This window comes from Jejuia sp. G7-7 (assembly GCF_055808955.1).
Map to the genome: position 1 here is coordinate 1,389,776 of NZ_JBVVSZ010000001.1, position 15,318 is coordinate 1,405,093.

A 15,318-nucleotide genomic window follows, 5' to 3' on the forward strand; every position below is an offset into this window, starting at 1 on the left:
TTCCTCTCTCTCTATTCTTCCCAATAAATATTGCACAAACAATTCATAATTATCTGTATACACGTCCTTGTGCTTTAAGTAAATGTATTTTAATAAATCATACTTTTTAAAATTTGCTTTTTGCGTTGTAGAGTTTAAACGCCTTCTATAGTTAAAAAGGGTTCTTCTATAATATGTACATTTCCACCATTTTTTAATACCCTTATATAAAATTCCCAATCTTCGAAACCATTTCGCATAGCTTCATCATAACCATTAATTGCATTCCAGTCCTTCTGTCGAAACATTAAACTTCCCAGAGCTGTATTATTTAGTAACATATTCTTTAAGTCACCACCTGATGGTTTATAAATAGATTTAAACTTTTCATCTTCAATAATGTTAGCATAACAACTTACTAATGCTACTTTTTCTGAATTAGAAAATATATTTACTGCTTTCTCACAAAAAGTTGGCTCAAAAAAATCATCGCTATCCAAAACCAAAATATATTCTCCTTTAGCTTCTTTAACCCCTCTATTTCGTGCTGTACTCTGACCTTTATTCTCTTGAGTAATTAACTTTGAGATTCTTGACTCTAATTGTTCTAAAACCTGTTTAGTCTTATTATTTGAACCATCATCTACAATTATGATTTCTTTATTTTCATAAGATTGCTGTATTGCTGAATTTAATGATTTCTCAATAAATTCGGCATCATTATAACATGGTATTATTATAGAAACTAACGGACTATTCATGCTTAAAAATTTTCATCAATTTCGCTCCTTTTTTAGAGTTTGATAAGCTGTCTTTATAATGATTTCTAATATTCAAAAGTAAACTAAGTTTTTCATTTTGTGATAAGTTACAAAAACTAAGTGCAGCATTACACAACTCATTAAACGAACCGTTTACAATATAAGGAAACAGTGAAAATCTGTCGGCCATGGCACCTACATTATAACTTAGCAACATTCTTCCTGCAGCTGCGGCTTCCAGAGCTGTAATTGGACCACCTTCGTGTTTAGAGGTTACTAAAAAAACATCAATTTGCTTGTAAAACAAGTGAGATTTGCTGGGGCAAGTATGTGTATCTCTAAAATCTATATGTTTTATGACATCAAACTCGCTGGCCATTTTTTTTATCGCCTCAACATAGTTTTTATTACCTATACCTTGAATCATTAAAGTACAAGATTTGTTTTTTTGTTTATTAAATAATCTAAAAGCTTGATGATGTCTTCAATATTTTTTTCTTCTGAAATACGCCCTAAATAACCAAATTTAAGAGGTTTCTCTTCGTAAAACTTAGGCTCGTGTAAACCCAACAAATTCTCTTCATTTGGAATGATGATATCTTGAACTATAACATTGTTCAATTTATTTTCTGAGTTCCAAAATGATTTTTGAATATTATTAAAGACTATTATATTTTTTAAATACTTGTAAAACTTAACATCCTTTTCAGGTATTTTAAAAAAATGCCACATTGTTATTTTTGCAACACATTTTTTTTAGCATTTACGGCTTTAGCAATCGGAAAAAAATAAACACTTTTTGGGTAAGCCAGCATAAAAAAAGCATTGTATAAACTTCCTTTTAACTTCCAAAATAAATATTCTGAAATATTATATTGAAATCCATTTTTTTAAATAATCTATCAAATAATTTTATTACTCTTTTTGAAAAAAAGTTGGATACGTTAAAAAGTCTATCGAGCGATTTTCTATTAAATTTTCAAACAGACTTTTATCTAATTCTCCAGCAGAAAAAACTGTAACTTTATCATAACTATTGGAGTCATAAAAAGAAATCGCAGTAGTTACTGCTTCTATCTCGGTACCGCCAATACTATTTAAAAAAGGAGCTGTTACAATTAGAGATTTTTTCAACACAAAATGATTTAAAAAAAGTATAGTACCTTTTTTTTATAAATGATACTTTTTAGGAGTCGTTTATTAAACTTAAAGAATATTTTTTTTCGAAATATTTCAAGTGTGTAAGATATAAACTTAACCATTGTGAAACGCTTAATTTTGATTTTTTTAGAATGGAAACCTCATATTTTCTTATAATATCTAACCTACATCCTTTATCAAACTTATGTAATTTATCATGATATAGCGCTTCTAAAAAAGCTATTTCGGCATCTATTTTTAAGTCTAAATTATCTACTCTTCCTGAGATACTTATTTCAGAAATCCTAACCATAACAAGTGCATCATTTATAGAATAGATAGGTTTATCATTTGAAAAATCTAACCATGCTTTATCATCACTAAAAAACGCCAACGGATATTCTGTAAACTTTTTTTGAGCATATATACTTTTTAAAAATACATACTCTGATAATGAACTTCTTGTTAAACCTCTAACCTTTCTGCAATAGGACTGGTAGGCACTTTCCCAAGTAGGATGTTTAAATATGCTCTCAGTAATATCACCTTCCTCCTCATTTATAACTTTACTAGCAAACCTTACCAAATTTGATTTTGTATTAAACTCTTCATGATGCTTGTAAAAAGATGCAACAACATCTTCACTAATTTTGTCATCATCTCCAAGAATCATTATCCATTCTTCATTCTCAACCAAATTTAAGCAACGTTCCCATTGTTTTACTAAAGATGTGCTTCCAAAGTTTTCATCAAACCTTGTGTATTTAAAATCTATTTTATTTTTGTATGAATTTAGTAATGTTTCTGGGTTTTCTGGGCTTGCATCATCTCCTATATAAACTTTAAATCTAGTATCAGTTTGATTGGCTAAAGCCATTAAAGTAGCTTTAAAAAAAGTTAGTTTGTAAAATGGGATAACTATAGCTAGCATTAAAAATATTACTTAAGGTTTAGTATTCTTCTAATACAATTTCTCATCGTTTTTTTTAAAAGTCTTCTACTGAAAAAGACACCGCAAATGGCACTAAAATATTTTTTTTGTTCTATTAATGCACTTGCTCTTTTATATGTAAGTCTTTCTTTTTCATTTTTATACCCATTTTTTATAGCAATCAAATTTTTAGGATTTTGATGTTCAATAAAGTTAAACATATCAGATTTCATCTTAATCTCCATTTCTAAAATTTTTGGCAACCCACTTTCTTCATCAGCTTTTGCTATAACGCTTTTTTCATGAAATCTAAAATAGTTCATAGATTCTGAAATAAACGCAACCTTTTTATTACAAATAAGTTGCGCATAATAAAGCCAATCGGCAGTATATTTTAAATAAGGTTTAAAATCTAATGGCAAAATTTTTTTAGAATACTCTTTTTAATAATTACAGCACCTGCATTTGGAATTACATTTTTATGAATTAAAAAACGTTCTATGAATAAATTACCATCCATAATAAAATCTTTTTGAAATGGATTATCTTTAAATTTTGCTGTATGGCTAATCCAATTTCCTGTAACAACACCGCTACTATTAACTCTATGTGATTGACAGTATGATAATGCTATTTCTTTATCTTTAAAAAGGGAGTTATTACATGTTCTAAAAAATGTGTTTCACAAAAATCATCTGTTTCTGCTATCCAAATATAATCACCTTTTGCAAGTTCTACCCCCTTATTCCATTGCTTAAATGTACTTCCAGAGTTTTCCTTGTTAAAAATACAATGACTTACTTTGCTATGGGTATTGTAACTTTTAATTATCTCCGCACTATTGTCTGTACTTTTATCATCCAATAAAATAACTTCGAAATTACCGTAGGTTTGGTTAAAAACACTCTCCAAACGCTGTTTTAAATAATCTTCGTGATTATAATTTGGAACTATTACCGATATTAGAGGAAGTTCTTTATTCAAAATTTATTTAAAAATATTTATTTTATTTATAATACTTAAAAAAGGATTTTTTTCTTTGGTAATTGATTTCTAAAATCTTTGATACTATTTTTTAATATCGTTTTAGCTTCCGGTGTTACTTCATTAGAGTTTAGAATTAACTCAAAACTTTTTATACTATTTAAAAGACGATACTGATTTGTTTTTGTAGCCCAAACACTTAAATTATGTACTCTGTAAACAGCCATTATATCATCAAGTTTTTTTATTTTTTTATCTTTTATGGCGAGCATATAAAGTCCCCAATCCCCTATTGGCATACTTGTGAACCATTCTGGTAAAGCAAAATTGTTTCTTAAAACTACTGAGGGTGTGTGTATAAAATTCCCTTTAGCCAAATCGTTTACATTTGTTGTTTCTTGAACTTTTCGAGTGTTATTTATTAATTCAAATTCTTTTTTATTTTGATTATACGTTTTAACATTATGAAAACAAATATTATAATCATTATTGCTTTCTAGAAAATCAACTTGTTTTTGCAATTTTAAAGGGTCCAACCAATAATCGTCTCCTTCAAAATAAGCTATATATTTTACTTGTGGATTTGGAGCTGTAATTAAGTGCATCCAGTTTTTTGCTGGCCCTAAATTTTTCTTTTGTAATATCAGAGTTATTAAATCTGGATGTTTCTTTTTGTACTCAATTAAAATCTCCCTAGTTCCATCTGTAGAAAAATCATCTGCTATAATTAATTCAATAGAGAAATTAGTTTTTTGCATCAAAACCCCATCTATAGCTTCACGGATATAGTCTTTATGATTGTAAGTTATTAAACATACCGAAAGAAGTGGTAAATCCATAAATATCTATCCCTTTTCACACATTAAAAATATACTTGAGCATAAATCTGGATACTGTTGCCCCAACTCATAACAACCATCTAAATACTCTCTAGAAATGATATCTGTCTGCATTAGTTTATCCCATTGAAAATTTGCTAACGCCTTAAAGAATATTCCAGATCGATGCACTACCTTTAATCCTGCTTTTTTAGCATCACGTTCCAAAGTGTCTAGGGTATATGTAATATGATGTCCGTGTGCCTTTTCAGAAGGTGTTACTGCTGAATTATGACTAATTAATCCCATTTTAACAGCTATTTGTCTTGATGGTGCATTTGCATTAGGACACACTAAAAAGAACCGCCCATTATCTGATAACCATTCATCATTAATTCTTTTCAAAACTCGAACTGGATCATCAAGATGCTCCAAAACATGTGTTAAAACAATATTATCATATTTTTTAGGTAGCCCAACAGTTTCAAATAGCGCATTGACAAACTTAACTTTTTCTCCTAGATTATCTTTAGCTATTTTAATTGCCTCATCAGAGGCTTCAACGCATGTTATATCATTAAAATAAGGTAAAAATCGTTTAGTAAAATCCCCTTTAAAACTGCCCAATTCAAGTAAGTTTCCTTTCTTAAAAAAGGGGCAAATGATTTTAACATAAAAGGGTGCATTACATCAAAATCAAAATTATAAGCATAGTTATGATCTTTGGTATCCCTGAATTCTTTGTTATAATCTCTATTGCTCATCTTTTATTATTTTAAATCTAAACTCATTGTAACAATATCTAAATTATTGGAAACACGTTTAAAATTATGTTTGGTGTAAAATGAAATAACTTTTTTATTACTACAACTAACTTCTAAATTCATAGTATCAAAATCATCTTTCATAGCATATTTCAGGGCTTGATTAATTAAATTACCTGCAATTCCTTTTTTTTGAAAATTAGGCAATACACTTAAATTAGAAATAAACCCAATATTAGATTCTTTATTAAAATATGCTCCAATAAGTCCAACTAATTCTTTTTTATGCCATGCTTCAAAAGTAGTAGACATTTTAAACAATTTAGATGCATACTCTTCAATATTGGCTCGCTCACTTAATTTTGGAAAAAAAGCATTATCGCACTTTACTAAATGCAATAAAATATCATTTTCAGTTGCTATTTTAATTTTATAATGCATAACATTTAATGCTTGCTTGTATTGGTATGTAAATCAACAATACCAAATCCATATTTTCCAAATTCATTTCCATTATACAACAAATATACTTTAGAATCACACTCAAATATATGAGGATAACACATCATATTTGAATCCCATGAATCTTGACTTAGACTAATTCCTGAGTTTTCATCATCTCGAATCCATGTTTTTAAATTATCAGAATAGGCATAGCCTAATTTATAACCTCTTTTTGGGTTTTTTCTGAAATCTGTTGCCTCTCTAAAACAAAAATACATGTGATATCTATTGCCTATTTTTATAACAGTAGGCAAGGCTTGACATTCATTTTCGTTTAATACATCCGAAATTATTTGCAACCCTTCTTCCTTTTCCCAATAAATACCATCTGTTGACATTGCATGAGCTATTTTATAAACTCTTGCTTCTGGTTCATACTCTTTTGCTGGTATCCATTTTTTTCCAAATATATACCACATATGATAAATACCATCTATTTTTTTAACAAACCCATCACCTACCAAAGCAGGCTCATTAATAGATGAACTCAATATCGGTCCGTGCCCCTGCTTTTCAAAAGTAAGTCCTCCATCATTACTTATAGCCAAACCTATTGATGTTTCAACCGAAACACTTACTCTTCTACTCCAACCTGTTGTATATGCTAAAATTCTATCACCATCCTTTAATACATTAATTGGAAAAATTCCATGCTCATCAAAAGTTCCTAATTCTCCCAATGGTATAATTTCGTTTGTAGAAGAATTCAATATATTTTGCAATTTCTTATCAACATCAATAAAAGCAATAAAACTAAGATATTTACCTGTAGCATTATCTTTTTTACGAGTTGAAAAATATATTCTAATAAAATCATCAAAAACTATAGCTTGTGGAGATTGAGCAAATTCGCTACAACCATTTGCCAATTTAAATTTAGTAGGGTCAAATAACTTTCTTTTATTTATCCACTTCATATCCATCAATCTACTATTAATTTAGCAAGTCCAAAACCATGTTTACCAACTCCATTACCTAAATAAAACATATAAATTTCATTATCTAATTCAAACACATGAGGATAACTAATCATTTCAGAATCCCAACCTTCTTCTGAAACGTCAATACCTACTTTAGAATCATCTCTTGTCCAATTAATTAAATCTGTTGAAGAAGCATAACCAATCCTATATCCGTTTTCTTTCCCTCTATAATTCGTACTCTTTCGGTAACAAAAAAACATATGATATTTATCGTTTAAAAAAATAACATCAGGACTTGCCTGAGCTTCATTTTCTTCAATAACAGAGTTTATTATATCCTTATCTAATTTTTGCCAATTTATTCCATCTTGTGATGTAGCCATTCTTATTTTATAAACTGGTTCTGGCTTTTCATTATCCAAAATCCATTTACTACCAGCTATATAAAACAAATACCAAATACCACTAAATTTCCTTATTTTAGGACCACTCAATATAAATGGTTCATTCTGCGAATAAGACAAAACCGGACCTTCTCCTATCTTTTGGAACGTTTTCCCTTCATTTTTACTAAAACCTAAACCAATAGCAACATTAAATGGTACAGATTCGCATCTTGTCCAACCTGCATAATACACTCTAAATTGTTCTTCATCTTTTATAACTGAAGCTGGGTAAGTACCAAACTCATCAAATGTACCCAATTTACCTAATTCTAAAATTGGTTCTTTACCAATATCATTTATTGCAAAAAGATTTCTTCTATCTAAATCTACATAAGCAGAGTAACTTACGTATTGACCATTTATATCTGGTTTTGGTCTGCAGGAAAAATAAACTCTAACAAAATCATCAAAAATAATGGTAGAAGGTGCTTGTGCAAATTCATTCATCCAATCTGGTCTATCCTTAAAATCCCTAGGATCAAAGACTCTACCTAATTTTTCCCATTTAAACATAGTTGATTTTATTGTAAAGCGTACTTATTTAAGTAGTCCTTTACTTTAGATTTAGAGTTAAACATTATAACATCAATTATTGATAACCAAGGTATAAAATCGTTATCAAATTGCTTATATAAAACTGGCGCAGACTTAAGAAAATTTAGTTCTATACCTTTCTGTTCAAAGTCCTCTTTACTGTATAAATCTAATCCACCAATTGGATTTATATATGTTTTGGCATCTAACTTTTCACATATAGCAATAACTTTACTTTGAGATTTTAAATTATGGTCTATATCTATTTCTGAAGATATTATTATTTTAGTTTTAATCTCTAAGAAATGTAACACTTTAATTAAGGAAAAATAAATGTATTTAAACAAATTAGTTTCTTTATGAGTTAGTATACTTTTCAGTAATGGAAATACAGTTTTAAAATAAGGTGCTTTCCTATAGGAAGCTTCAATTTTATTTAAAATTTTAGTAGATTCTTTTTTAAAATTTTCTGCTACTTCTTTTTCAGAAACCAATGTGAAATCTGAAGATTTTTTTAATGGGATTGTGAAATAATTATCAGTAGCATTCATCAAAAACCGATTTCTATTTACCCACCCTTTTTTAGTGTACTCAATATTATCATAAATAACAAAGGTGTCCACACAATTAATCAACTGAAAGTAACCTATATAAGGTAAAAGATAAGGTTGCATTATCGCTAGTTTCATAACTGCTTTAAAATTATAGAAATTATTCTCTGCACATCTACTCCGGGTAAATCATGGTATAATGGCAAACACAATACACGTTTAGAAATGTTATCAGAAACAACTTTTATATCGCTTTTTACATAGAAAACATTATTCAAACTTGGATAAAAATAGCGTCTTGGAATAATTTGTTGTTTTATCAAAGCTTCTTTAACATTCAATAACTGTGTTTCATTTTCAAAAATAACTGGATAATAACTATAATTCCACTCTGTAAATTCTCTAATCTTTAGTAATTGTAAATTAACATTTTTAAAAGCCTCGGAATAGCTATTACATATAACTTTTCTTTTATTCAAAATTTTATCCATGTATGGTAAAACTGTCAACCCCATGGCTCCCTGAAGTTCACTCATTTTGGCATTAATTCCTAGACCTTGGAAATCTTCAGGTCCATCGTGCCCAAAATTATGGTGATAGAATAATTTGGATAATAAGCCTTTATCTTTACAGAATAGAGCTCCTCCTTCACCCGTATGAAACAATTTTGTGGCATGAAAACTACAAGTACTTACATCACCATAATTAAATATAGATTGCCCTTTATATTTAACACCAAAGCAATGTGCTGCATCATAAATTACCTTTAAGTTATGTTTTCTAGCAATACTTTCAATTTTCTCAACATCACATGGGTTACCGAATACATGAGTTGCCAATATTGCAGATGTTTTTGATGTTATAGCTGCTTCTATTTTTTCATCATCAATAGTTAAATATTCTGGATGAATATCTACAAAAACTGGTGTGCAACCCTCCCAAGCAATAGATGATGTTGTGGCTATATAACTAAATGGTGTAGTTATAATTTCTCCTGACAACTCTAAAGTTTTAAGAGCAATTTGCAAAGGCAAGGTACCATTAGTGGTAGCTATGACATTTGGAACATTTAAATACTCTTTTAACTGATTTTCTAATTCTTGCACCAAAGGTCCTCTATTTGTAATCCAGTTAGCATCCCATGCCTTTTTTAATATGGCTTGATATTCTTCTTGAGAAGGTAAAAAAGCTTTTGTTACATTAATCATGAAATTCCATTTTTGGGTTTTGCAAAACAAATAGTTTCCTCTGAGTGAATAGTATAATGCCCTATAAAAATTTCATAATCCAAATTTAGATTTAGTATCCAATTAGGAATTTCAACAAAATCCTCAAAACTATGATAAGTAGCAATTGCTAGTTTAGGTTTGAATTTTTTGATGGTTTTTATTGCTCCTTGTAACGCCATAGGTTCTGCGCCTTCAATGTCCATTTTGATAAAATCAACTTTCTTTAATTTATTATTCTCAACAAAATCGTCTATAGAAATAGTTTTAGCTTCACCAGTTTGATCTTGAAATGGTTCAAACTCAACTCTACTACTAGGCCCAGAATCTTTAAAATACACACTATCATTAGATTGATTAGAAACTGGATGTTTAATTAAGTTTATTCTATTCTTTAATTTAGGATTTAAAGCTGTATTAATTTCAAAAAGTTTAATATTATCAGGAATAAACTCAAAAGAGTATACCCGGCCATTAATTCCAGACTTATGGGCAAAATACATTGCTGTATCTCCCCAACAAGCTCCTATATCTAAAACCACATCGCCACTTTCTACTGAAACAACATTTTTGTTTTTAATTTTATATGTGTATTGTTCAATAATAAAATCTATTGCTACTCCAATTTCAGAAAAATAAAATTTTATATCATATCCAATTGGCTTTAAATCAAATTTTTCCAAAATAAAATGTATAAAATCAGGGTCATATGTGTCTTCTGGATTAGATAACAATTTTGCATCTTCAATAGCCTTCCAATAGAATGCATTATTTCTTGGTAATTTTACTTTTTTATAACCTAATATCCTATATGCAATTAATGCAACAAATAGTTTTCTATCATCTTCAGAAATATTGTTCCAAATATTTTCTAAACCTATTAAAGACTTGTTAATGTGATTATTTGTGTTTTCATAATAAACACGATGTTCGGGATGATAGCCAATACTGTTTTTTATAAATTTTTTTATGGTTTTAATAGTGAGTGGCTTGCTATTATCTTTTTTTTGTTCAGTTACTTTATGAGGATATTCTCCGAATCTATATTCGTCATAATTATTAATACCATAATTATTATTAATAGATTTTTTTATTTTTTTAAATAATTTTTTTTGAAATTACTCATCAATTTTCTTCTTATTCCATTCAAAATTCTGAGGTCTCACTAGACCTGGGAATTGCCCTAACCAAGCCTCTTCTCTTTTATTTTCTATTCCCTTTATTGTTAAAACATTTATTATTTCATGTAAAACCTTTGGTCCCTTTTCAACAACCATTAAATTAATAGCATAAGTAATATCATTTAATGTTCCACTAGGTACTATACATTTAAAAACATATTTCCCAATTTCTTGCGGTAATGGTTCTGAACAGGTAACAAAAATATTTGTTTCGTGTTCAGTATTAAAAAACAGGTTAATACTAATTTGCTCAAACACCTTAAAACATATTACTTCAACTTCTAATTCTAAATCTTTTTCAATATCAAAATTCCCACTTACTCCAATATCTGAGATACGTATTGAATTAACTAAAAAATCATTAGAATTAGTGTCTATTTTCCTGTAAGAAGCAACACCAGTACTGTATTCAGATAAATATAAGTCTACAATTTCCTCTACTCTTCCTTGTTTTCTTATTTTTCCATTTTGAAGTAAAATTGCTGATGAACATAAAGATTTTACTGCTAGCATATTATGACTTACAAATAAAACAGTACGTCCCTCACCTTTACTAATATCTTGCATTTTCCCAATAGCCTTCTTTTGAAACTCTGCATCACCAACCGCCAAAACCTCATCAATAATTAAAATATCTGGTTCTAAAAATGCCGCAACTGCAAATGCTAAACGTACTGTCATCCCACTAGAATATCTTTTAACTGGAGTATCAATATAACGTTCGCATCCAGAAAACTCTATAATTTCGTCAATTTTAGAACTAATCTCAGCTTTAGTCATCCCTAGAATAGCACCATTTAGAAAAATATTTTCTCTTCCTGTAAGCTCGTTATGAAAACCTGTACCAACTTCTAATAATGATGCTATTCGTCCTTTGGTTTTAATTTCGCCAGTAGTAGGGCTCGTTATTTTAGATAATATCTTTAAAAGTGTAGATTTACCAGCACCATTTTTACCAATAATACCTAAAACTTCTCCTCGTTTTACTTCAAAGTTAATGTCTTTTAATGCCCATACATAATTTGTCTTCCCCTTTTCACTCCTGTCATTTACTTCCCCAATTTTTAAAAAAGGATCTTCCTTACCACTTATATTATACCACCATCGTTTTAAATCATCTCTAATAGTACCAGAGCCAATTACACCTAGACGATATTGCTTGCTTATATTCTCTATTTTAAGTATGATGTCGCTCACTTTGTTTAATAGTTTTGTTTTAAACTGTGTCTATAAAACGTTTCTCTACTTTATTAAAAATGATAATCCCTATAAAAAAAACAATTAAAGAAATACCTAAAGTATAAATAAACATACTAATATTAAATTTCCCAACATTTAATAACATATGTCTTACACTCTCTATAACAAATGCCAAAGGATTGTACTCAACAATCCAAGAATACTCTGGTATTTTTTCAACGAAAAAAGATACTGGATACATAACTGCCGAAAGATACATCAACAACTGCATTCCAAAACTAATCAACACTTTTAAATCCCTATATTTAGTTACTAAAGACGATATTATCATCCCTAATCCTAATCCTAATAGTGCCATAATAATAACCATAACAGGGAATAAAAAGGCATAGGCATTTAAAATAATCTCATATCCCTGACAATAGTAATAAACATAAAAACAAACAAATATTAATAATTGAATTCCGAACTTAAATAAGTTAGAAATTACAACAGATAGAGGTACAATTATACGAGGAAAATATACTTTTCCAAAAATAGCAGCATTTGAAGAAAACGTATTAGAAGTAGAAGTAAAACACACCTTAAAATAGTTCCAAATAGTAATCCCTGCTAAGTTAAATAAAAAAGGAGGCACTTCACCTGTAGAAATATTTGCTACATTATTAAATATTAATGTAAAAATTACTGAAGTAAACAACGGCTCAATTAAATACCATAAAGGCCCTAAAACAGTTTGCTTGTATACCGTAACAATATCTCGCTTTACGAAAAGCAAAAGTAAATCTCTATATCTCCAAACTTCCTTAAAATTAAAATCAATTAATTTTCTGTTAGATGAAATGGTATATAACCAATTATTATCGCTAGATGCGTTCAATTTTTTAAAATTTGAGGTTTAGATTTATAACTTAAAAAGCGTTTTATTTTATCTAAAAAAGTTATCTTTTTAGACTTTTCATGATATGCATTTCCATACACACCATAACCATAACCATAACCATAGCCGTAGCCATATTTATGAGTGGATTTATGTTTATAAAAATTCAGGATATAACTTATATTTTTTATTTCGCCAGATTTGTGTTTAGCATTAATTAGTTCCAACATACCTTTACGGGTATAATTAAGTCTTAAAACAAATAGTGAAGCATCTGCATATTTCACCAAATCTAAAGCATCAGTTACTAACCCCAACGGAGGAGTATCTAGCACGATCATATCATAAGTTATTTTTAACTTTTCGATAAGACGCTCTAAATTTTCACCAATTAATAATTCCGAAGGATTAGGAGGAACGGGACCAGATGGTATGATTTCCAAATTTGATATGTGAGTTTTATGAATAACATCTTCTATTGGTAACTCATCAATTAAATAATTCACAATACCTTTTTCATTTGAAATACCAAAATCTTCAACAATTTTTGGTTTTCTTAAATCCAAACCTAATAATATGGTTTTTTTGCCAGAAACCGCATAAGCTGTGGCAATATTTATAGAGCAAAATGTTTTCCCTTCTCCACTAACTGAGGACGTTAACAAAACAACTCTGGAATTGGTTTTACCTTCTCGTCTGTAAATAAATTCTAAACTAGATCTTATAGAACGAAATGCCTCTGCTACAGCAGATTTTGGCTTATCATAAACAACCAAATTATTTTCATGAACATCTTTACCTATTAGTCCTAAAATTGAAATTTTTGATAATCGCTCAACATCTTCAACACCTTTTATGGTATTGTCTAGTAAAAATAAAGCGAAAACTAAAACTAAAGGGATAAAAGTACCCAACAACAGCGCCATCATGTAGTTAAGATTTCTATTTGGGCCTATAGGCCCTTCTCCAATATCCTTAGCAGCATCAATAACATTAATATCTGAGACGTTTGCTGCTTTAACAATTGCTGCTTCACTACGCTTTGCCAAATACACATTGTAAGCCTCTTGACTTAAGTTTAATTTACGCTGTATTTTTAGGTAATTTTGCTGATCTTCAGGCAGTTTACTTAATTTAGATTCCAAATTAGCAATTTGTCTATTTAAACTAGATATTTGAATATTTATAGTTCTTTTAGTTGCTTTAATGGTCTCTAATAATACTGCCTTTTCTGCATCAATTTTTCTGTCTATGGCCTTAAATAATTCAGAATCTTCTCTGGCGATAGACTCTAAATTTTGACGTTCTATGGACAATGCTGTTATTCTTCCAACACTATTAATAATATTCATTTCATCTATCCCAACAGTTGTAGGTGCTGCAATATCAACAAACTTATTTTTTGTAGTAATATAGTCTTCTAGAGTATTTAAATAATTAAGCTTATTATTCTCACCTTCTTTATCTACCTCATATGCTTGTAATTTAGATGACGTTTGTACCATTTCATCATCAAGGTTAAACACCTTATTTTTCTTCCTGAAAGAATCCATCTCGTTTGACACGTCCTTCAAGTCTAAATTTACAGCCTGTAAACTACTATCAATAAACTTTATAGTATTTGTTGCGTAAAGGTTTTTACGTTCCAATTCTGTTCTACTTAAAATTGAAGACGTAGCATTTAAATAATCTACTATTTTAGATTTATTATTGCCATTTAGTCTAAGCCTTAAAACTGAAGGAGACTCTTTTGAAAATACTGTAGAACTTACAGCTGTTTTATAACTATTTACAACACCGTCAAAACTAGAAAATCTTAGAAAATACTCTGAGTTAGGAACAATATTCGCGTTTTCCCTCTTAACAATTCTACCATTAAAAAAAGGTAAATTAATTAATTCTCCGAATTTATAAGTTTGTCTAAAATCTCCAAGTTTGACAGTTGCATTACTTATTGATTTATCTTCATAATGCTGCACAGATATATATTCAGATTCAAAAGTTAAAAAAGTTTCAAATTCTTGATCGTTCAAAAAGCGAATTCCAATCGGGATATTTAACATTTGCCCTTTGCGCTTATCTATATCTGCATAAAAAGGTGCTCTCTTGTAAACATTATCCTTTCTGTATTTACCTTCAACCAAGTAGTTTATATAATATTGAAGAGAATCTACAACAAGAGTGTTATGCTTCCTAGTTTGTAAAGTTGTAATTACTTTTCCAACCTTATCTGAAACACCGCCCCAATTAAATGAAATACTTGTATTAGCTGTAAAAAAAGGGTTTTGATCGTTTTCAACTGAAATCAAAGACTCTAAACTATATATATTCTGTTTTCTATCATTTACTAAATAGGCGATTACAAAACCTAAAGCGATACTTATGATGAATAGCCACCAAAAGGAGATGAGCTTAAAAACAAATCCTTTTAAATCAAAAGACATTCCTCCACCAGAATCAAAATTATCGTCGTTTTCAAACTCGAACTGCGCCATA

Annotated in this window: 18 protein-coding genes; all 18 read right to left on the minus strand. The window is 29.2% G+C overall.

What is annotated here, in order from left to right:
* Positions 1 to 134: 134 nt before the first annotated feature.
* Complete coding sequence (locus tag AC0L5U_RS06905) at positions 135 to 740, minus strand: glycosyltransferase family 2 protein (RefSeq protein WP_473415467.1); 606 nt, start codon at positions 738 to 740, stop codon at positions 135 to 137.
* Positions 733 to 1,167 (minus strand): glycosyltransferase, encoded by a 435-nt coding sequence (locus tag AC0L5U_RS06910; RefSeq protein WP_473415468.1) that lies wholly within the window; start codon positions 1,165 to 1,167, stop codon positions 733 to 735. Before AC0L5U_RS06910 ends, AC0L5U_RS06905 begins: the two co-directional genes overlap by 8 nt.
* Positions 1,167 to 1,472 carry a hypothetical protein gene (locus tag AC0L5U_RS06915; RefSeq protein WP_473415469.1) on the minus strand — a complete coding sequence of 102 codons (306 nt, stop codon included), beginning with the start codon at positions 1,470 to 1,472 and terminating at the stop codon, positions 1,167 to 1,169. Before AC0L5U_RS06915 ends, AC0L5U_RS06910 begins: the two co-directional genes overlap by 1 nt.
* Before the next feature lie 183 nt (positions 1,473 to 1,655).
* Positions 1,656 to 1,874, minus strand: a complete 219-nt coding sequence (locus AC0L5U_RS06920; protein WP_473415470.1) for a hypothetical protein — start codon at positions 1,872 to 1,874, stop codon at positions 1,656 to 1,658.
* A 52-nt stretch (positions 1,875 to 1,926) separates the two neighbouring features.
* Positions 1,927 to 2,757 (minus strand): glycosyltransferase, encoded by an 831-nt coding sequence (locus AC0L5U_RS06925; protein ID WP_473415472.1) that lies wholly within the window; start codon positions 2,755 to 2,757, stop codon positions 1,927 to 1,929.
* Positions 2,758 to 2,819: 62 nt separating this feature from the next.
* Positions 2,820 to 3,134: a hypothetical protein gene (locus AC0L5U_RS06930; protein ID WP_473415474.1), complete on the minus strand. Its 315-nt coding sequence runs from the start codon at positions 3,132 to 3,134 to the stop codon at positions 2,820 to 2,822.
* A gap of 307 nt (positions 3,135 to 3,441) precedes the next feature.
* Positions 3,442 to 3,795, minus strand: a complete 354-nt coding sequence (locus AC0L5U_RS06935) for a glycosyltransferase family 2 protein (RefSeq protein WP_473415476.1) — start codon at positions 3,793 to 3,795, stop codon at positions 3,442 to 3,444.
* A 35-nt stretch (positions 3,796 to 3,830) separates the two neighbouring features.
* Positions 3,831 to 4,634 carry a glycosyltransferase family 2 protein gene (locus AC0L5U_RS06940; protein WP_473415477.1) on the minus strand — a complete coding sequence of 268 codons (804 nt, stop codon included), beginning with the start codon at positions 4,632 to 4,634 and terminating at the stop codon, positions 3,831 to 3,833.
* 6 nt (positions 4,635 to 4,640) lie between these two features.
* Positions 4,641 to 5,279 carry a class I SAM-dependent methyltransferase gene (locus AC0L5U_RS06945; RefSeq protein ID WP_473416196.1) on the minus strand — a complete coding sequence of 213 codons (639 nt, stop codon included), beginning with the start codon at positions 5,277 to 5,279 and terminating at the stop codon, positions 4,641 to 4,643.
* Positions 5,280 to 5,383: 104 nt separating this feature from the next.
* Positions 5,384 to 5,818 (minus strand): GNAT family N-acetyltransferase, encoded by a 435-nt coding sequence (locus AC0L5U_RS06950; RefSeq protein WP_473415479.1) that lies wholly within the window; start codon positions 5,816 to 5,818, stop codon positions 5,384 to 5,386.
* A 5-nt stretch (positions 5,819 to 5,823) separates the two neighbouring features.
* On the minus strand, positions 5,824 to 6,798 hold the full coding sequence (locus tag AC0L5U_RS06955) for a glycoside hydrolase family protein (protein WP_473415481.1): 975 nt from the start codon (positions 6,796 to 6,798) through the stop codon (positions 5,824 to 5,826).
* A gap of 5 nt (positions 6,799 to 6,803) precedes the next feature.
* On the minus strand, positions 6,804 to 7,763 hold the full coding sequence (locus tag AC0L5U_RS06960; RefSeq protein ID WP_473415483.1) for a glycoside hydrolase family protein: 960 nt from the start codon (positions 7,761 to 7,763) through the stop codon (positions 6,804 to 6,806).
* Between the two features lie 8 nt (positions 7,764 to 7,771).
* Positions 7,772 to 8,473, minus strand: a complete 702-nt coding sequence (locus AC0L5U_RS06965) for a WbqC family protein (RefSeq protein WP_473415485.1) — start codon at positions 8,471 to 8,473, stop codon at positions 7,772 to 7,774.
* Complete coding sequence (locus AC0L5U_RS06970) at positions 8,470 to 9,543, minus strand: DegT/DnrJ/EryC1/StrS family aminotransferase (RefSeq protein WP_473415487.1); 1,074 nt, start codon at positions 9,541 to 9,543, stop codon at positions 8,470 to 8,472. Before AC0L5U_RS06970 ends, AC0L5U_RS06965 begins: the two co-directional genes overlap by 4 nt.
* Positions 9,540 to 10,295: an FkbM family methyltransferase gene (locus AC0L5U_RS06975; protein ID WP_473415488.1), complete on the minus strand. Its 756-nt coding sequence runs from the start codon at positions 10,293 to 10,295 to the stop codon at positions 9,540 to 9,542. The genes AC0L5U_RS06970 and AC0L5U_RS06975 overlap by 4 nt, the downstream gene beginning before the upstream one ends.
* 384 nt (positions 10,296 to 10,679) lie before the next feature.
* Positions 10,680 to 11,939: an ABC transporter ATP-binding protein gene (locus AC0L5U_RS06980; protein ID WP_473415491.1), complete on the minus strand. Its 1,260-nt coding sequence runs from the start codon at positions 11,937 to 11,939 to the stop codon at positions 10,680 to 10,682.
* 19 nt (positions 11,940 to 11,958) lie between these two features.
* Positions 11,959 to 12,822, minus strand: a complete 864-nt coding sequence (locus AC0L5U_RS06985; protein WP_473415493.1) for an ABC transporter permease — start codon at positions 12,820 to 12,822, stop codon at positions 11,959 to 11,961.
* Complete coding sequence (locus AC0L5U_RS06990) at positions 12,819 to 15,317, minus strand: exopolysaccharide transport family protein (RefSeq protein WP_473415494.1); 2,499 nt, start codon at positions 15,315 to 15,317, stop codon at positions 12,819 to 12,821. The genes AC0L5U_RS06985 and AC0L5U_RS06990 overlap by 4 nt, the downstream gene beginning before the upstream one ends.
* Position 15,318 lies beyond the last annotated feature (1 nt).